The 17844-nt window shown below is 71.6% G+C and carries 16 protein-coding genes and 1 tRNA gene; 9 read left to right on the forward strand and 8 right to left on the reverse strand.

Going from position 1 to position 17844, the window contains the following annotated elements:
- Positions 1 to 17: 17 nt before the first annotated feature.
- Positions 18 to 108, forward strand: a tRNA-Ser gene (locus ACILR4_RS11155).
- A 73-nt stretch (positions 109 to 181) separates the two neighbouring features.
- On the opposite strand, the gene ACILR4_RS11160 is transcribed toward ACILR4_RS11155, so the two are convergent.
- Positions 182 to 1090 (reverse strand): LysR family transcriptional regulator, encoded by a 909-nt coding sequence (locus ACILR4_RS11160; RefSeq protein ID WP_395700922.1) that lies wholly within the window; start codon positions 1088 to 1090, stop codon positions 182 to 184.
- A 91-nt stretch (positions 1091 to 1181) separates the two neighbouring features.
- Here ACILR4_RS11160 and ACILR4_RS11165 point away from each other — a divergent pair, with 91 nt between their 5' ends.
- From ACILR4_RS11165 to ACILR4_RS11175, 3 genes are all read left to right on the forward strand, one after another.
- Complete coding sequence (locus ACILR4_RS11165) at positions 1182 to 2162, forward strand: Bug family tripartite tricarboxylate transporter substrate binding protein (RefSeq protein ID WP_395700923.1); 981 nt, start codon at positions 1182 to 1184, stop codon at positions 2160 to 2162.
- Between the two features lie 42 nt (positions 2163 to 2204).
- Positions 2205 to 3851 (forward strand): FAD-dependent oxidoreductase, encoded by a 1647-nt coding sequence (locus ACILR4_RS11170; protein ID WP_395700924.1) that lies wholly within the window; start codon positions 2205 to 2207, stop codon positions 3849 to 3851.
- A gap of 74 nt (positions 3852 to 3925) precedes the next feature.
- The gene (locus ACILR4_RS11175; RefSeq protein ID WP_395700925.1) at positions 3926 to 4132 is read left to right on the forward strand and encodes a 4-oxalocrotonate tautomerase; all 207 of its coding nucleotides are present in this window, start codon (positions 3926 to 3928) and stop codon (positions 4130 to 4132) included.
- A gap of 21 nt (positions 4133 to 4153) precedes the next feature.
- Here ACILR4_RS11175 and ACILR4_RS11180 read toward each other — a convergent pair whose 3' ends face one another.
- Positions 4154 to 5635 carry a nucleobase:cation symporter-2 family protein gene (locus ACILR4_RS11180; protein WP_395700926.1) on the reverse strand — a complete coding sequence of 494 codons (1482 nt, stop codon included), beginning with the start codon at positions 5633 to 5635 and terminating at the stop codon, positions 4154 to 4156.
- A gap of 350 nt (positions 5636 to 5985) precedes the next feature.
- On the opposite strand from ACILR4_RS11180, the gene ACILR4_RS11185 reads away from it, so the two are divergent.
- From ACILR4_RS11185 to ACILR4_RS11195, 3 genes are all read left to right on the forward strand, one after another.
- Complete coding sequence (locus tag ACILR4_RS11185) at positions 5986 to 6489, forward strand: Spy/CpxP family protein refolding chaperone (protein ID WP_395700927.1); 504 nt, start codon at positions 5986 to 5988, stop codon at positions 6487 to 6489.
- A gap of 121 nt (positions 6490 to 6610) precedes the next feature.
- Positions 6611 to 7318: a response regulator transcription factor gene (locus tag ACILR4_RS11190; protein WP_395700928.1), complete on the forward strand. Its 708-nt coding sequence runs from the start codon at positions 6611 to 6613 to the stop codon at positions 7316 to 7318.
- A 34-nt stretch (positions 7319 to 7352) separates the two neighbouring features.
- Positions 7353 to 8771 carry an ATP-binding protein gene (locus ACILR4_RS11195; RefSeq protein WP_395700929.1) on the forward strand — a complete coding sequence of 473 codons (1419 nt, stop codon included), beginning with the start codon at positions 7353 to 7355 and terminating at the stop codon, positions 8769 to 8771.
- Positions 8772 to 8793: 22 nt separating this feature from the next.
- Here ACILR4_RS11195 and ACILR4_RS11200 read toward each other — a convergent pair whose 3' ends face one another.
- Positions 8794 to 10188, reverse strand: a complete 1395-nt coding sequence (locus ACILR4_RS11200; protein ID WP_395700930.1) for an MATE family efflux transporter — start codon at positions 10186 to 10188, stop codon at positions 8794 to 8796.
- On the reverse strand, positions 10185 to 10646 hold the full coding sequence (locus ACILR4_RS11205) for a DUF3717 domain-containing protein (RefSeq protein ID WP_395700931.1): 462 nt from the start codon (positions 10644 to 10646) through the stop codon (positions 10185 to 10187). Before ACILR4_RS11205 ends, ACILR4_RS11200 begins: the two co-directional genes overlap by 4 nt.
- 120 nt (positions 10647 to 10766) lie before the next feature.
- Here ACILR4_RS11205 and ACILR4_RS11210 point away from each other — a divergent pair, with 120 nt between their 5' ends.
- On the forward strand, positions 10767 to 11501 hold the full coding sequence (locus tag ACILR4_RS11210; protein ID WP_395700932.1) for a DUF1223 domain-containing protein: 735 nt from the start codon (positions 10767 to 10769) through the stop codon (positions 11499 to 11501).
- 36 nt (positions 11502 to 11537) lie between these two features.
- Here the strand turns inward: ACILR4_RS11210 and ACILR4_RS11215 are convergent, their stop codons facing one another.
- The 3 genes from ACILR4_RS11215 to ACILR4_RS11225 form a co-directional block, all read right to left on the reverse strand.
- Positions 11538 to 13022 carry a DEAD/DEAH box helicase gene (locus ACILR4_RS11215; protein WP_395700933.1) on the reverse strand — a complete coding sequence of 495 codons (1485 nt, stop codon included), beginning with the start codon at positions 13020 to 13022 and terminating at the stop codon, positions 11538 to 11540.
- 329 nt (positions 13023 to 13351) lie between these two features.
- The gene (locus ACILR4_RS11220) at positions 13352 to 14305 is read right to left on the reverse strand and encodes a pyridoxamine 5'-phosphate oxidase family protein (protein WP_395700934.1); all 954 of its coding nucleotides are present in this window, start codon (positions 14303 to 14305) and stop codon (positions 13352 to 13354) included.
- Positions 14302 to 14940 (reverse strand): glutathione S-transferase family protein, encoded by a 639-nt coding sequence (locus ACILR4_RS11225; protein ID WP_395700935.1) that lies wholly within the window; start codon positions 14938 to 14940, stop codon positions 14302 to 14304. Before ACILR4_RS11225 ends, ACILR4_RS11220 begins: the two co-directional genes overlap by 4 nt.
- A 122-nt stretch (positions 14941 to 15062) precedes the next feature.
- Between ACILR4_RS11225 and ACILR4_RS11230 the strand changes: the two genes are divergently transcribed.
- Positions 15063 to 15989, forward strand: coding sequence for a LysR family transcriptional regulator (locus ACILR4_RS11230; RefSeq protein WP_395700936.1), 927 nt, complete (start codon positions 15063 to 15065; stop codon positions 15987 to 15989).
- On the opposite strand, the gene ACILR4_RS11235 is transcribed toward ACILR4_RS11230, so the two are convergent.
- Positions 15986 to 17782: a response regulator gene (locus tag ACILR4_RS11235; protein WP_395700937.1), complete on the reverse strand. Its 1797-nt coding sequence runs from the start codon at positions 17780 to 17782 to the stop codon at positions 15986 to 15988. The two genes, ACILR4_RS11230 and ACILR4_RS11235, sit on opposite strands and share 4 nt — an antisense overlap.
- Positions 17783 to 17844 lie beyond the last annotated feature (62 nt).

Below are 17844 nucleotides of genomic sequence, written 5' to 3' on the forward strand. Positions count from 1 at the left end.
CCACGGGTGCCCCATCAGGAGAGGTGGCAGAGTGGTCGAATGTACCTGACTCGAAATCAGGCGTACGGTAACCCCGTACCGAGGGTTCGAATCCCTCCCTCTCCGCCAGCCCGTCGAAGCCCGCTCCCGCAGCGGGCTTCTTTTTTTTCGCGGGGCCGTGGGCTGCAATGCGCCCGCCGCATCAGCCGCGCAGCGAATCGGCCAGGACCTCCGCCAGCCGCTGCGCGGCGGGAGACAGCGACCGGCCCCGCTTGGTGACGAGCGCGACGTCGCGCGACACGCGCGGGCCGCTCAGCGGCAGCACGGTTCGCTCGGCGTGCAGGCCGTGCGCGGCATAGGCAGCCGGCACGATGGCGGCGCCCAGGCCACAGTCGGCCATCCACAGCGCGGTGCTGAGGAACGCCACTTCGTTGACCACGTTCAGGGCCACGCCGGCGCGTGCGGCGGTGGCGTCGATCAGGGGCCGGATGCCGTAGCCCGGCCGCACGGTGATCACCGCATGGCCGTCCAGTTGGGCCCAGCGCACCCGGCGCTGGCGGGCCAGCGGGTGGTCGTGGCGCAGCACCAGCGCCAGGTGGTCGCGCCGCAGCGTGCGCGTGTCGACATCGGCGGCCGACTGCTCCGGCGTGCCGATGCCGAAGTCCACCTGGCCGCTGACGACGCGCGCCACGAACTGGTCGGGCGCGCAATCGTCGATCGCGACGTGGATGTCCGGATGGTCCTGCGCGAAGCGGCGCAGCGCTGCCGGCAGCACGATCTCGCCGAGCGTGGGCGTCACCGCCACGCTGACCCGCCCACGCCGCAGCGCGGTGAGCTCGCGCAGGCCGGTGCCGAGCGAATCCACGTCGCGCAGGATGCGTTCGGCCACGACGATGGCTTCCTGCGCCGCCGGCGTGGCGTGCAGCGAGCGGGTGGTGCGGTCGAACAGGCGCGTGCCGAGCCCGTCTTCCATCTGCCGGATCAGCACGCTCACGGCCGATTGGGTCAGCGACAGCTGCTGCGCCGCCGCACTGAGCTTGCGCAGCTGGTACACCGCGGCGAAGGCGCGCAGCTGGCGCAGGGTGGGGTGGAACGCGCGGGGTTCATTCATGAAGAAAAAGAATACATTCTTTGAAAAGTTTCGATAGTCGAATGAATGCGCTTTGCTTCCAATCAATGCAGACGCATTTGGAAGGAGACCCGTGAAGCGCATCGCCTTCATCCGTGCCGCGCTGGTCGCCGCGGCCAGTACGCTGGCCCTGGCGCCGGCATGGGCCCAGGCCGAGTACCCGACCAAGCCCGTTCGCATGGTCGTCACCTTCCCGCCCGGTGGCAGTGCCGATGCCGTGGTGCGCCTGCTGGCGCCACGGCTGAGCGAGAAGCTCGGGCAGCAGGTGCTGGTGGACAACCGGCCCGGCGCCGGTGGCAACGTCGGTCTGGCGCTCGTGGCCAAGGCCCCGCCCGATGGCTACACCCTCGGCGTGGGGGCGGCGGGCGCGCTCTCGGCCAACGCCAGCCTGTATGCGCAGATGCCGTTCGACGTGGCCAAGGACTTCCGGCCCGTCTCGATGCTGGCGGCGATTCCGTTCGTGATCGTCGGCCACCCGTCGGTGGGCGTGGCCACGCATCGCGAATTGCTGGCCTTGGCCAGGGCGCAGCCGGGCCGCCTGTCCGTTGCGCACGGTGGCAACGGCACCGCGATGCACCTGAGCTCGCAACTGTGGCAGCAGATGGCCGACGTGAAGCTCACCGAGGTTCCGTACAAGGGCTCCGGCCCCGCAGCACTGGACGTCCTGGGCGGCCAGGTGCCGCTGGCGGTGGTGGACCTGCCGGCGGCGCTGGCGCACATCCGTGCCGGCAAGCTGCTGGCCTTGGCGGTGACCAGCCCGCAGCGCCTGCCGCAGCTGCCCGACGTCCCCACGGTGGCCGAGGCCGGACTGCCGGGCTACGACTCCACCGGCTGGTTTGGCGTGGTGGCGCCTGCGGGTACGCCCAACGCGGTGGTTGAGCGCCTGAGCGCCGAAATCACGGCGGCCCTGGCCGATCCGGCCATCGTTGCCGCGCTGCGGGCCCAGGGCGTGGAGCCGGCGCCCGGTTCGGCGGCGGCGTTCGGGGCCTACATCCGCAGCGAGACGGCCAAATGGTCGGCCGTCGTGCGCAAGGCCAACATCAAGCTCGATTGACCTGCCCCGTCCGGCCGCCGCACGGGGGCCGGCCTGCGAAGCATGATCTACGACACCGACATCCTGATCGCCGGCGCGGGCCCGGTCGGCCTGACGCTGGCCATGGACCTCGCCGCGCGCGGCGTGCGCACCGTGATGGCCGAGCCACGCCGCTTCGGCGAGCCGCCCAGCGTCAAGTGCAACCATGTCAGCGCGCGCAGCATGGAGGTGTTCCGCCGCCTCGGCGTGGCCCGGGCGCTGCGCGATTGCGGCCTGCCGGCAGAGCACCCGAACGACGTGGTGTTCCGCACCAGCCTCACCGGGATCGAGCTCGCGCGCATCCCCATCCCGTGCCGGCGCGACCGCTACACCGACACCAGCGGCCCCGACGGCTGGTGGCCCACGCCCGAGCCGCCCCATCGCATCAACCAGCTCTACCTCGAGCCGGTGCTGCTGCGCCATGCCGTCGCGCAGCCTGGCGTCACGCTGCTCAGCCGCACGCAGCTGACCGGCTTCACGCAGGATGCCGAGGGCGTGGACGTGGAACTGCTCGATCTCGACAGCGGCCGCACCGTGGTGCGACGCGTGCGCTACCTGGTGGGCTGCGATGGCGGCAGCTCGACGGTGCGCAAGCAGATGGGCTCGCGGCTCGAGGGCACCGCCGTGATCCAGCGCGTGCAGTCCACCTTCATCCGCGCTCCCGGCCTGGCGGCATTGATGCCGCATCCGCCGGCGTGGGGGCACTACAGCGTGAACCCGCGCCGCTGCGGCACGGTGTTCGCGATCGACGGTCGCGAGACCTGGCTGGTGCACAACCACCTGCATGCTGAAGAGCCCGAGTTCGACACGGTCGACCGCGACTGGTCGATCCGCCAGATCCTCGGCGTGGACGAGCACTTTGCGTACGAGGTCCTGTCGAAGGAGGACTGGGTGGGCCGCCGGCTGGTGGCCACGCGCTTTCGCGAAGGGCGCGTGTTCATCGCCGGCGATGCGGCCCACCTGTGGGTGCCGTACGCGGGCTATGGCATGAATGCCGGCATCGCCGATGCGGTGAACCTGTCATGGCACCTCAGTGCGCAACTGCGGGGCTGGGCCGCGCCGGCGGCCTTGGACGCCTACGAGCGCGAGCGCCGGCCCATCACCGAGCAGGTGTCGCAGTTCGCGATGAACCATGCGCAGGCCATGATCAAGGCGCGTCGTGCGGTGCCTGCGAACATCGAGGCGCCGGGCGAGGCAGGGGACGCCGCGCGCGCCGCCGTCGGCCGCGAGGCCTTCGCGCTGAACGTGCAGCAGTTCTGCTGCGCAGGCCTCAACTTCGGCTACTTCTACGACGGCTCGCCGCTGATCGCGTACGACGACGAGCCGCCCCCCAGCTATTCGATGGGCGACTTCGTGGCGTCCACGGTGCCGGGCTGTCGCGCGCCGCACTTCTGGCTGCGGGATGGCCGCTCGCTGTACGACGCCTTCGGCAGCGACTACACGCTGCTGCGCACCCAGCCCGATGCCGACACCACCGCGCTGATGCGGGCCGCCGCGGCCGGTGGCCTGCCGTTGACGCTGCTGAACCTGAGCGGCGAAACGCTGCCGTCCGCCTACCGGCACCGCCTGCTGATCTGCCGGCCGGACCAGCACGTGGCCTGGCGTGGCGACGACCCGCCGGCCGAGCCCATGGCGTTGGTGGATCGGCTGCGGGGGATCGCGCCTGCCTGACAGACCGGGACGTGGTGCGGGGCCGCTGGTGGAAGAATCCGGCGCTGACCCCAACCCACCGAGGACTCCCAGCGATGCCGACCCTGCATGTCGAACTGTTCGAAGGCCGCACCGTGGCCCAGAAGGCCGCCCTGGCCAAGGAACTCACCGAAGCCTGCGTGCGGGTGCTGGGCGGCAGGCCCGACAGCGTGGACGTGATCTTCCGCGACGTGGCGCGGCACGACTGGGCCACCGGCGGCCGGCTGTGGAGCGAGCCGGCACCGCCGGCCGAAGGCAGCTGACCGCCAACGCCCTGAGCGCGATCAGTGCGCCTCGGCCATCCTGGCCGCGGCGACGGCGTCCGCGCGTGCGTCGCGGGCGCCGTTGAAGAACAGGTTCAGCGCCACCGCAGCCAGCGAGGTCAGCAGGATGCCGGACTCGAGCAGCGGATGCAGCGCATGCGGCATCTGCTGCGACCAGCGCGGCGCCACCAGCGGCACCAGGCCGAAGCCGATCGCCAGCGCCACGATGTAGAGGTTGTGGCGGTTGCCGCGGTAGTCCACCGTCGACAGGATGCGGATGCCGGTGGCCGCCACCATGCCGAACATCACCAGGCCCGCGCCGCCCAGCACGAAGGGCGGGATGGCTTCGACGAAGGCGGCCATCTTCGGCAGCATGCCGAGCACGATCATGATCAGCCCGCCGGCGACGCACACGTAGCGGCTGCGCACGCCGGTCACGCCCACCAGCCCGACGTTCTGAGAGAAGCTGGTGTACGGGAAGGTGTTGAAGATGCCGCCGATCAGGGTGCCCAGGCCATCGGTGCGCAGGCCCGCGCTCAACTCCGCGGCGTCGACGGGCTTGCCGGTGATCTCGGACAGCGCCAGGAACATGCCGGTCGATTCGATCATCACGACGATCATCACCAGCACCATCGTCGCGATCATCACGCCGTCGAAGCTGGGCATGCCGAAGGCGAATGGCGTGACGAGGTCGAACCAGTGCGCCTGGGCCACCTTGTCGAAGTGCATCTTGCCGAGCGCGGCGGCCACCCCGCAGCCGGCGACGATGCCCAGCAGCACCGAGATGTTGGCGACGAAGCCGCGGCCGTACTTCACCAGCAGCAGGATGAACACCAGCACCGCGCCGGCGATGGCCATGTTGTCCAGCGCACCATAGCCGGGGTTGTCCAGCATCGGCACCGGACCGGGCAGTCGGGCCAGCGGCGCGCTCGCCGCCGCGGCCGTGGCGCGGGCGGCATCGACCATCGCGGCCAGCTTGGGCACGTCGACGCTCTGTGCCAGCGGCGCCGGCCCACCCATCGCCCAGCCGACGCCCACGCGCATCAGGCTCACGCCGATGATCGTGATGATGGTGCCGGTGACCACCGGCGGGAAGAAGCGCAGAAGCCGACCGATGAGGGGCGCGATCAGCATCGACACCAGGCCCGCGCCGATGATCGCGCCGAAGATGGCCCGCGCCCCCTCGACGCCCGGCACCGCATTGGCGAAGGCGACCATCGGGCCGACTGCGGCGAAGGTCACGCCCATCATCACGGGCAGGCGGATGCCGAACCACCGGGTCACGCCGAGGGACTGGATCAGCGTCACCAGGCCGCAGGCAAACAGGTCCGCCGAGATCAGCAGCGCCACCTGTTCGGGCGCCAGCTTCAGGGCGCGGCCGACGATCAAGGGCACGGCCACCGCGCCGGCGTACATCACCAGCACATGCTGCAGGCCGAGGGCGGCCAGGCGGCCGGCAGGCAGGACTTCGTCCACCGGGTGGACGGGGGGAGAGGAGGACATGGCAGCTCCGGTTGGCACAGGTGGCCATCCCCCCACCACAGCGGGCACTGTGGGGAGCCCAAGGTCGCGGCCCGCGGCAATGCCGAGGTTCGCAGCACCTGAATGCGCTGCGGCGCCCGCGGCGACCATGGGCAAACTGTATACACTTTTGCGCTGCACCCGTATGCGGACTAACCCCGCACCGCCACGGGCCCGGCACGGCGGGATGATCCGCCGTCAATCGCTTTACCCATCTTTACCGCCCCTTCGGCGCTCCGACAAGCCGCCCTCGCAGAATTCCTTTCGTCGAGGTTCGACGCTATGAGGTGATGACGATGACGAGTTCGAAGACAAGCCGTGGCGCGTGGCGCATGTTGGGCGCGGCTGTGCTGGTGGCCGTGGTCGGCACCGGCAGCCAGTTGGCACAGGCCATGCCGGGCGGCCCTGGCGCGGGTCCTATGGCCGGGCCGATGGGTGGGCCGATGGGCGGCCCGGGCCACGGCATGATGTCCGGTCGCCTGTTGCAGGCCATCGGCGCCAGCGCCGACCAGCAGGCACAGGTCAAGGCCATCATGCAGGCAGCGCGTGACGACATCCGCAAGAACCACGAGGCGGCGGGTGACCTGCGGGCCCAGATGACGGCGGTGTTCACCGCCCCGGTGGTTGACGCCCGCGCGGCCGAGGCCGTGCGCGCCAAGATGGCCACCGTGCGCGAGGCAGACAGCAAGCGCATGCTGCAGGCGATGGTCGACGCCGCGGCGGTGCTGACGCCCGAGCAGCGCCAGCAGCTGGCCGACAAGATGGGCAAGCGGCACGAGATGATGATGCGCCACATGCACGAGCGCGCGACGCTCGATGGCGCGGCCAAGCGCTGACCGTACGCTTGCAGACCGATTGCTTGTTCGGAAGGTGTTCGCTCCGGCGCCCTGCGCGCCGGGGCGTTTTTCGTTTTGGGCTATCTTCGACCCGCATGGCGCAACCCGTGAAGGTGTGGCGATGAACTCCAGACTGCTGCTGATTGACGACGACTCCCGCCTGACCGCCATGATCGGCGACTACCTGCGCGGCAACGGCTACGAGGTGGACGCGGCCGGCTCGCTGTCGGCCGGCCGCGAGCGCCTGCGCGCGGGCGGCTACGACGCACTGGTGCTCGACCTGATGCTGCCCGACGGCGACGGCCTGGACCTCACCCGCGAGTTGCGCGCCGATGCGCGCCTGAAGCGCCTGCCGCTGCTGATGCTCACGGCGCGCGGCGAGCCGCTGGACCGCGTGGTCGGGCTGGAGCTGGGCGCCGACGACTACCTGCCCAAGCCCTTCGAGCCGCGCGAGCTGCTGGCCCGCGTGAAGGCCTTGCTTCGGCGTGCCGAACCCGACCTGGGCAGCAGCGACGTGCTGCGCTTCGGCCGCCTCGAGATCGACCTCGGCGCGCGCCAGGCCCGCATCGACGGCAAGGCCTGCGATCTCACCGGTCACCAGTTCGACCTGCTGGTGGTGCTGGCGCAGAGCGCCGGCCGCGTGCTCTCCCGCGACCAGATCATGGATGCGCTGAAGGGCCACCCGATGGAGGCCTTCGACCGCAGCATCGACGTGCACGTCTCGCGCATCCGCGCCTGCATCGAAGACGATCCCAAGTGCCCGAAGCGCGTGCTGACGGTGCGCGGCTCCGGCTACGTCTTCGCGCGCAAGCAGGATGCCGACGAGTGACGGCGCGCGGCCGGATGGCTGGGCGGGAGGCGGTGTGAGGTCGCTCTACCTGCGCATCTGGCTCACCGTGGTGGCGGCGCTGGCGCTGTTCGCGCTGGTGTCGGGCTGGGTCTGGCAGCGCCAGCTCGAGCATGAGCGGGCGCGCTTCGAAGCCGCCGCGGCCGAGCGGGTGACGGCCTGGGCCGAGCTGGTGCAGCGCTCGCTGCCCGGACCCGAGGCCCCGGCGCACGAGCAGGCCGAGGCACTGCGCGAATGGTCGTTCCGCCTGCGCGTGCCGATGGCGATGGACGATGCCCGGGGCCGGCGCATCGCCGCGTCCGAAAGCTTCCTGCGGCGCGAGCTCGAAGGCGGGCCGCCGCCGGTCTCGGTCAGGCTGGACGACGGCCGCACGCTGTGGATGGCGCGCCGCGTGTTCCGTCGGCCCACGCTGCTGGGCGATGCGGTGGCACCGCCCGCCGATGCACCCGGACCGCAGGCCCCGCGCCGCGAGGCCGGTCCGGACCTCGAAGCGCAGGGGCCGGGCGGCTTGCGGCCCATGCCCACCCCGCCGGGGCTGCGCGTCTCGATGCTGCCGCAGCTGAGCCTGGGGCTGCCATCGGGGCTGGGCACCGTGCTGCTGCTGGGCCTGCTGTTCCTGGCCGTGGCCGCCGGGGCCTACCCGGTGGTGCGCCGGCTCACCCGCCGGCTCGAGGCGCTGAAGCGCGGCGTCGAGGCCTTTGGCGCCGGCAAGCTGGACCAGCGTGTCGACGAGGGCGGCAGTGACGAAGTGGCCGCCGTGGCCACCACCTTCAACCGCGCGGCCGAGCGCATCGAATCGCTGGTGCGCTCGCACCAGAGCCTGCTGGCCAATGCCAGCCACGAGCTGCGTTCGCCGCTGGCGCGCCTGAAGATGGCGGTGGCCCTGTACGGCGACGCCGGCGAGGCCCAGCGCCCGAGCCTGCGCAAGGAGATCGACGCCAACGTGGCCGAGCTCGACGCACTGGTCGAGGAAGTGCTGCTGGCGAGCCGGCTCGATGCCGACCAGCCGCAGCAGCATGACGAGCCGGTCGACCTGCTGGTGGTGGCGGCCGAGGAGGCGGCGCGCGTCGGCGCCCAGGCCGGGGGCGACGCCGTGGTGCTCAAGGGCAGCGAGCGTCTGCTGCGGCGCGCCTTGCGCAACCTGCTGGAGAACGCCCGGCGCTACGGCGGCAGCGAGGTCAGCGCGGAGCTCAAGCGCGAGGGCCGCGATGTCGAGGTGCGCATCAGCGACCGCGGCCCCGGTGTACCGGAGCCTTTCCGCGAGCGCATCTTCGAACCCTTCTTCCGCCTGCCCGGCCATGCCGAGCGGGAAGGGGGCGTCGGCCTGGGCCTCAGCCTGGTGCGGCAGATCGCCGAGCATCACCGCGGCAGCGTGCGCTGCGAGCCGCGCGCGGGCGGCGGCAGCTGCTTCGTGTTGCGCCTGCCGGCGACCTGATCGCGACGGGCGTGCCGGGCTGTCAGGCCAGCGCCTGCCCCGGGTGGCGCTGCCGCTGCTGCTTCAGCATCCACAGCAGGAAGGCGGCCAGCGCGGCGGCGGCCAGCGCCAGCCCGGCCGTGGCCGCGATCCAGAAGCCGCGCGCGCCCTGCCACGCCAGCGGGGCGAGCTGCCAGCTGTCGAAGGCCAGCACATAGCCGCCGGCCAGGCCCACACCCCACAGCGCGACGGCATAGATCACCAGCGGCACCGTGGCAATGCGCCAGGCCCGCAGCACGAAGGCGGACAGGGTCTGCACCGCATCGGCGGCGTGGAACAGCGCCACCCAGGCCACCAGTGGCAGCGCGGCGGCCACCACCGCGGGGTTGTCGGTGTACAGCCGCACGACCGCGCCGCGCAGCAGGAACACCGTGCCGCCCATCACCAGCGCCACCGCCAGGGTCAGCTGCAGGCCATGCCAGCCGAGCCGCCGTGCGTCGCGCAGGTCGTCGGCGCCGATGCGCTGGGCCACCAGCGTGCTGGTCGCGTTCGACAGGCCCAGCGGCATCATGAACAGCAGGGCCACCAGGTTGGCGGCGATCTGGTGGCCGGCCACCGGAATCTCGCCCAGCCGCGCGATGAAGATGGCCATGAAGGCAAAGCCGGTCACCTCGATCAGGATGGCCAGCCCCATCGGCACGCCCAGGCGCAGCAAGGCCATGAGCGAGGGTACATGCGGCGGCTTCAGGCCATGGCCGCCGATGGCGAAGCGCTGGTAGAACGGATCGCGCCGTAGCACCTGCCACGCGACGAACACCTGCAGCCACATGGCGATCAGCGTGGCGATGCCGCCACCTTGCACGCCCAGCGCGGGCACGCCCAGCGCCGGCACGCCCGAGATCAGGCCGATCGACAGCGGCACCTTCAGTGCCAGGCCGCCCAGCTGCAGCGCCATCACCGCCTTGGGCCGCGACACCGCGACATTGAAGCCGCGGTAGGCCGTGAACAGCAGCGAGGCCGGCAGCGAGAAGGCCAGCGCGAGCAGGTAGCCGCGTACCTTGCCTGCGACTTCCGGGCTCGCCTTCGACAGCGCGAGGAAGGGCGCCGGGAAGATCAGCAGCAGGCTGCCCAGCAGCGTGAGCCCGATCGCGAGCCAGATCGCCTGGTGCAGCTGGTGGCCGGCCTCCTCGAAGCGCCGCGCGCCGTACAGCTGGCCGACGATGGGTCCGACCGCCAGCACGACGCCCATCAGCCCGATGAACACGGTGACGAAGGCCGCCGAGCCGACGGCCAGCGCGGCCAGGTCGGTCGCCGAATGCCGCGCCACCAGCACGGTGTCGACGGTGGAGAAGCCCAGCACTGCCAACTGGCCGACAAACACCGGCCAGGCCAGCGGCGCAATGCGGCGCACGCTGGAGGAAAAGCTGCCGGGTCTCATCCTGCAGACGAGGGCGGGGCCAGGCTGTCCGCCGGCGGGTGGTCGGCCCCGCGCGCGAGCCGGGCACGCTCGGCATAGCGGTTGAAGCGCCAGGCCGTGTTCTCCATCGTGATGCGCCGCCACACCAGCCGCTTCTCGGCCGGGCTCATCTGCGGCCAGTGCTGCACTTCCTGCTCGGTGCGGCCACAGCCCTTGCACACGGCGTCGCCCTGCGCAGTGGAGCAGATCGCGATGCACGGTGCATCCGGCGTGTGGGCATACCAGGCCAGCCAGGCCTCGCGGGCCCGCGCCGGCATCGAGTGCTCGTCGGCCAGGGGTTCGCGGTAGTACACCATCAGCGCATACACCTCGGCCAGCGCGCGCACCTCCGGGCAGGCGCTGATGCCGTCCGGTGACGGCGAACGTTCACGCCACCAGTTGATGGCCGATTCGATGTCGGTGATGTGGATGCCGGCCATGCCGCCGCGCGCCATGGGACGCACTGGGAGATCGCAAGGGGCGGCAAGGATAGCGTGTTCAGCGCCGCCCGGCCGCCTGCGGGGCTGTAAGCCCGACCGGGCCTGCCGCGACCAAGCCGCATGGAACTCTCCCGATGGCTGGCGCTGGCCAGCATGCCGCTGTGGATGATCACGATGAACGCGGCCCAAGCCCAGGCCCAGCGCTGCGAGGCGGCCTCGGGCCCTCAGCAGGTGCTGCTGGTGGAGCTGTACACCTCCGAGGGCTGCAATTCCTGTCCGCCGGCCGACCGCTGGCTGTCCACGCTGAAGGGCCGGCCAGACGTGCTGGCCGCGGCCTTCCATGTCGACTACTGGGACCGCCTGGGCTGGAAGGATCGCTTCGGCAGCCCGCAGTTCACGCAACGTCAGGCGCGGCAGCAGGCTTCCTCAGGCGCGGGTTTCAGCTATACCCCGCAGGTGCTGGTGAACGGCCGCGACTGGCGGCGCTGGCCAGGCCTGCCGGCGCCGGGCTCGACGGCGGCGGTGCAGATCCGCCTGCAGCGCGAGGACGACCAGCAGGTGGCCGTGCAGGTGACCCCGCTGGCCGGCGCGCCGGACCGGCTGGCAGCCTGGTGGGCGCGGCTGGAGGACGGCCATGTCTCGGCGGTGAAGGCCGGCGAGAACGCCGGCGTCACGCTGCTGCACGACCATGTGGTGCGTGGCTACGGGCTGCTGCCCGCCTGGGCCGCCGCGCCGCAGCACTGGCGGCTGGACGCGCCGCGCCTGGGCGAAGGCGGCCGTGCCGCGCGCCTGCTGCTGGTGGTGACCGATGCGGCCACCGGCGCGCCGCTGCAGGCTGCGCAATTGGGCTGTTAGGCGGAACGGGCGCGCCGGGCGGCCCGATCAGCCATATCAGCGGCCGTAGCCGCCGCGACCCGGGCCGCCCGGCTTGCCGTGGCCTCCCTGGCCACCGCCGCCGAAGCCGCCGGGACCCCGGCGCTTGCCCGGCTCGCCAAAGCCCGGCTGGCGACCATAGCCCTGGCCGGCGGATTCGCCCTGGCCACCGAAGCGACCACCGGGACGGCCACCCGCGCGCGCGCCCGGACGGCCGCCGGGACGGCGGTCACCCATCGGCTTGTCCGACGGCGGCGGCAGCTTGGGCTCCAGCCCGGCCACCACGCCGGCCTGGATGCGCTGCGTGGTGAAGCGCTCGATGCGGCGGATCTGGCCGATGTCGCGGCGCTCGGCCAGCGTGATGGCCAGGCCGGTGCGGCCGGCGCGACCGGTGCGGCCGATGCGGTGGACGTAGTCCTCGGCCTTCATCGGCAGGCCGAAGTTGATGACGTGGGTGATGGTCGGCACGTCGATGCCGCGGGCGGCGACATCGGTGGCCACCAGCACGCGCAGCTGGCGCTGGCGCAGGCCCTGCAGCACGCGGTTGCGGCGGCCCTGCGGCATGCCGCCGTGGAGTGCGGCGACCGAATGGCCGATCTCGCCCAGGCGCCAGGCCAGCGCATCGGCGTCGCGCTGCGTGGCGGTGAACACCACGGCCTGCTCGAGGCCGCGGTCGGCCAGCAGCGTTTCCAGCAGCGCATGCTTGTGCTCGGGGTTGTCGGCCCAGTGCAGGCGCTGTTCGATCTGCGCATGCGTGTCGGTGTGCGAGGCGACGTTGATGCGCTGCGGCTCGCGCGTCAGCTGGCGCGCCAGGCCGCCGACCGAGCCGGCGAAAGTGGCGCTGAACATCAGCGTCTGGCGGCTTTCGGGCAGCGACTGGGCGATGGTGGTGATGTCGTCGATGAAGCCCATGTCGAGCATGCGATCGGCTTCGTCGAGCACCAGCATCTCGACCTGGCCCATCACGGCGGCGCCGGAGTTCATCAGGTCGATCAGCCGGCCAGGCGTGGCGATCAGCATGTCCAGCGGACCGCGCAGCGCCTTCAGCTGTGCCTGGTAGGGCACGCCGCCGACGACATGCGCAATGCGCAGGCCCTGCACGCCGTGGCCGTACTGCATGGCGGCGCGCGAGACCTGCATCGCCAGCTCGCGCGTGGGCGCCAGCACCAGCACGCGCGGGCCTTGCGGCGTGCCCTTGGCGCGGCGCTTGGCGGGGTCGAGGCGGGCGTCCAGGATGCGCTGCAGCGCGGGCCACACGAACGCGGCGGTCTTGCCGCTGCCGGTCTTGGCCGAGACCAGCAGGTCCTGGCCGCTCAGTGCCGGCGGAACCGCCAGGGCCTGCACGTCGCTCGGGCTGGGGTAGCCGGCGTGGACGATGGCCTTCAGGATCTCGGGCGCCAGGCCGAGCTGGTCGAACGAGGGGCCATCGGCCTGGATGGCTTCCGGGGTGTCTTGGTTCAGGACGGCCTCTTCGCGGGCCGTGTCATTCAGATCGAAACTCATGGATTACTTTCATCGAGCAAGCCCGGCCCACGGCGGCGCTGTCGGGCCGACACAGGGCAAGGCCACGGCACCACGGCCGGAACCGGCAGTGCCGCAGGTGGGGTCGCCAAGGGGAAACGGATGCGGTGCACGAGTGGCACGGCAGGCCCGAACAACTGGGGCGACGGCATCGCCGCCAACCAGGACGTCGAGACGCGGCGCTTGTTCCCTGCGCATGGCAGGGCCCGGCTCGATGAGGGTCAGAGGGGATGAACGAACAACGCTGACCAGACAGGCTGCCTGATCAGCGTTGGCGCGGATTGTCGCACAGCTCGAACTGTGGTGAGCGATCAATCCGCGGCAAAGGCCCCGAACTGCGGGGCAAAGTGCGCGGCGCTCCAGCGCAGCGGCACGGCGCCGGCGCGCCAGACGCCCCCGGTCACCCGCGCATGCACCAGGCGTTGCGCGCCAGGCGTGCCGCGCACCGCCGCGCCTTCATGCTGAATCTCGGTGCGGACCGCGAGCTGCAGCATGTCGCCACTGTCCGGGTCGAAGAACAGCAGGCCTGCCAGCGGCCACTGCTGCAGATTGCCGAGCGTGTTGAACATGAAGTTGCCCTGGTAGTCGGGCAGCACCAGGCGCGTGGCGGATTCGTCCTCGATGAGCTGCACGAAGCCGGGCAGGCCGCCGCGGTGCGACACATCCACACCCTCGGCGCGCCCCGAGCCGATGGCCGGACCGCTGGCGCTGGCGATGAACAGCGTGTCGGCGCGGCCGATCAAGTGGCGCGCGTCCGGGCTCAGTCGGGCCGATTCGCTGCGGGCAGGCGCCGATGGGTCGCGCGCCACGGGCGCCGGCGCGCGGGCCTGGATGTACTTCGGGCAGTTGCCGAAGCTCTGCAGCACCTGCACCTCGAAGCCGTCGGCATCGACCTGGGCGATGCGCCCGTTCATCCGGTTGCGTCGCCGCGTGTGCGGCTCCAGGCCGAGCAGGCCGACCGGCGCGCCTTCATGCAGCAGCGGCGCGACCGGGTCGCCGGCGCCGGGGCGGGTGCCAGCACGCAAAGTACGCGCATCCGGTGACTGGATGAAGCCGGGCAGGCCGCTCAGCATCGTTGCCCAGGGCTGGCCGGCGGCGTCGATCGCGCCGAGCAGCAGGGTCGGCAGCTTGGAAAACAGCTCGCGGTGCTGGTCGGGCATGTGGTCGCGGATGACCGTGCGGCCGATCGCGGCCAGGCGCTGGTCGAGGCCCAGGCGCTTCTGCAGCGCCACCTCGCCGGGGTGGAACGGGGCGTCGTCGTTCATGGCGTGTTCTTGGTGGTCGTGGGCGTGCCGAGCATCGGCACGAAGCCGGGCAGGGCCTCGATGCGGGCCAGCCAGGCGCGCAGGCGCGGATAGGGTTCGAGCGAGATGCCCCCCTCCGGCGCATGGGCGGTGTAGGTGTACATCGCGACATCGGCGATCGTCGCCTGGCCAGCCACCAGCCAGTCGCGCGCCTGCAGGTGCTGCTCGACGCGGCTGAACAGCTGCTGGCTCATCGCATGCTGCGCGACACCATCGCCCTGGCCCGACACACGCGCCCAGCGCGCCACCGCGGGCCCGCGCACCAGCGGGCCGGCGGCCACGCCCAGCCAGCGCTGCACTTCGGCCTGCACGCGCAGGTCGGTGGGCAGCCAGCGGCGGTCGCTGTCGTAGCGCTTCGCCAGGTACACCAGGATCGCGTTGCTGTCGGCGAGCGTGAAGTCCCCGTCCTCGATCACCGGCACCTGGCCGAACAGGTTGCGCGCCAGGTACTCGGGGGTCTGATGTTCGCCGCGGCGCAGGTCGACCTCGACCATCTTGAACGGCAGGCCCAGCAGCGACAGCATCAGCTGCGCGCGGTGGGCATGGCCGGACAGCGAGAAGCGGTACAGCGTGATCGGGTGGGTGGGCTGGCTCATGGAGGGCTCCTGCAGCGGTGTGGTGAACAGGCTGGCAGCGTATTCATGCTGCAAGCCAAACAGAATCCGCGCCGAATACAGAAGAGAATTCCTGTTGACGCAACGCCGGAGCTCGACCTGCGATGGATCACCTGGAATCGCTGCGCACGTTCGTCGCCGTGGCCGACGCTGGCGGCTTTGCCAAGGCCGCGCGCCAGCGTGGCAGCTCGGCGCCGGCGGTGACGCGCGCGATCAGCGCGCTCGAAAGGCACCTGGGCACGCCACTGCTGCACCGCACGACGCGCAGCCTGCGCCTGACCGAGGCCGGTGAATCCTTCCTGGCCGACTGCCGGCGCATCCTGGGCGACCTGGACGCTGCCGAGGCCGCGGTGGTCGGTGTGCGCGACGAGCCGCGCGGCACCCTGTCGGTCACCGCGCCGGCGCTGTTCGGCCGCCGCCATGTGGCGCCGGTCCTGCTGGGCTTCCTGGCCCAGCATCCGCAGCTCGGTGCGCGCGCGTTCTTCGCTGACCGCGTGGTGCACCTGATCGACGAGGGCTACGACGTTGCCGTGCGCATCGCCCACCTGCCGGACTCGAGCCTGACCGCGATGCCCGTCGGCGCGCTGCGTCGCGTGGTGGTGGCCTCGCCCGACTACCTGGCCCGGCATGGCGAGCCGCGCACGCCGGCTGACCTGGCCGGGCATCGGGCGATCGGCTTCAGCTTCGACGGCCAGTCCAGCGCGCCCTGGACCTTCGGCAATCCGCGCGAGCCGGGCCAGCCGGTCGAGCGGCTGATCGTCAACGACAACGAGGTGCGGGTGGCCGCGGCCTGCGCCGGCCACGGCCTGGCGCGCGCACTGGCCTACCAGGTGACCGACGAGGTACAGGACGGTCGCCTGCGCATCGTGCTGCGGGACCACGAGCCTGCGCCGGTGCCGGTGCACCTGGTGTATCCGGCCGGCCGCATGGCGGCGGCCAAGGTGCGCAGCTTCGTCGGCTTCGCGGCCGAGCGGCTGCGCCAGGTGCCAGTGCTGCAGGGCCGCGGCCTGGACGCACCTGAAGCGCGTTAGCTGGCCGGCTCCAGGTAGCGCGCCAGCACGCCGTGCAGCTGGTGCTCGCGGAAAGGCTTGGCCAGGTAATCGTCCATGCCGGCGGCCAGGCAGGCCTTGCGGTCTTCCTCGGTCGCATTGGCCGTCAGGCCGACGATCGGCAAGGGCAGCGCGGCGGCGCCGATCTCGCGCTGGCGGATCTGGCGCGTGGCTTCGATGCCGTCGAGCACCGGCATCTGGCAGTCCATCAGCACGACGTCAAAGCGCTCGGCCGCGGTGCGCACCACGGCCTGCAGGCCGTCGCTGACCATCTCGACCCTGAGCCCGGCACGCTGCAACATGGCCTCGGCCACCATCGCGTTGATCGGGTTGTCCTCGACCACCAGCACGCGGCCGCGGAGGGTGGGCGGGCGGCTCGATGACGCGGCTTCCGGCGGCGGCGCCTCGGGCAGCAGCACGTTCAGCGTGAACTGCGCGCCCTCGCCGGGTCGGCCCGCGGCCTGCAGGTCGCCGCCCATCAGCCGGGCCAGTTCGCGCGAGATCGCCAGCCCCAGGCCCGCGCCGCCGTGGCGCCGGACGTTCGAGGTGTCTTCCTGGTGGAAGGCCTCGAACAGCTGCTCGGCGTTCTCCGGCGCGAAGCCGCAGCCGGTGTCGCTGATCACGGCCAGCATGCGGCCACCGCGCTCGCGCGCCAGACGCAGCTGCACGCTGCCGGCATCGGTGAACTTCAGCGCGTTCCCGCACAGGTTCATCAGCACCTGGCGCAGGCGCGCCGCATCGCCGCGCACCCAGCAGGGGGCGGGCAGCTCGGCGTCGAGTTGGAAGCTCAGGCCCTTGCTGACGGCTGAAAGACGCGTCCATTCAGCCACCTCGGCCGTCAGCGCGGCCAGGTCGAACGGCGCACTGCTGACCTGCAGCCGGCCACTCTCCAGCTTGGAGAAATCCAGCACGTCGTTGATCAGCGACAACAGGTGCTCGCCGGCCTGCTCGATGGTGTCGACCTGGCGCGCCACCACGTCGGCCTCGAGCGGCCCGTTGCGCAGCTGCTGCGCGATGCCGAGCATGCCGTGCAGGGGGGTGCGCATCTCATGGCTCATCGTCGCCAGGAAGCGGCTCTTGACCGCGCTGTGCTGCTGCGCCAGCTCCATCGCCTGTCGGCGCTGGTTGGCCAGCTCATCCATGCGGTAGCGCAGGCGCAGGGTGGCCTCCGTGTGGCTCGATGCGCGCCAGCCGTCGATCAGGATCAGCAGCACGAAGGTGGCGGTGCCGATGCCCGCGAACAGGCTGATGTCGGTACCGATCCACAACTGCATCGCGACCGTGGGCAGCAGCAATGGCAGCACGAAGCACAGCAAGGTGGCGTAGTGGTGCGAGAGCACGACGAAGCCGACCGAGGCGGTGCCCACCACCGTGGCGGTCATCAGGATGCCCAGCGGGTTGCCCGGGTCGGGCAACAGCCAGGTGCTGACGGCGCCATAGACCAGGCCATCGGCAACATGCGCCACCTGGTAGTGCCAGAGCCAGCGGCCGGCCTCGCTGCGGTCGGCCCGGCGGTGTGCCAGGTCGATGGCCACGCGCCAGAGGCTCACCGCCAGCTTGGCGAAGAACCAGGCTACCAGCATGGCCCTGGCCACCTGGCCCCACAGCACCCAGCAGATCAGCAGACCGAACGGAATGCCCAGCAGGTTGGACAGGCGCGCGCGCTCGAACACCAGCGAGGCCTGGGTGGCCAGCACCTTGGCCTTCAGCCGGGGATTCAGGGGGCCGGCCGCGGTGCCGGCGGGCAAGGGCTCGTTCGGGTTCGGCGGCAGCATGCGGGTCCGTCCGCCCGCGGGGACGGGCAGGCGGAGTGGATTATCCCCAGCCAGGACGAGGT

The organism is Aquabacterium sp., assembly GCF_044226965.1.
In the GTDB taxonomy this organism is placed as follows: domain Bacteria; phylum Pseudomonadota; class Gammaproteobacteria; order Burkholderiales; family Burkholderiaceae_C; genus Pseudaquabacterium.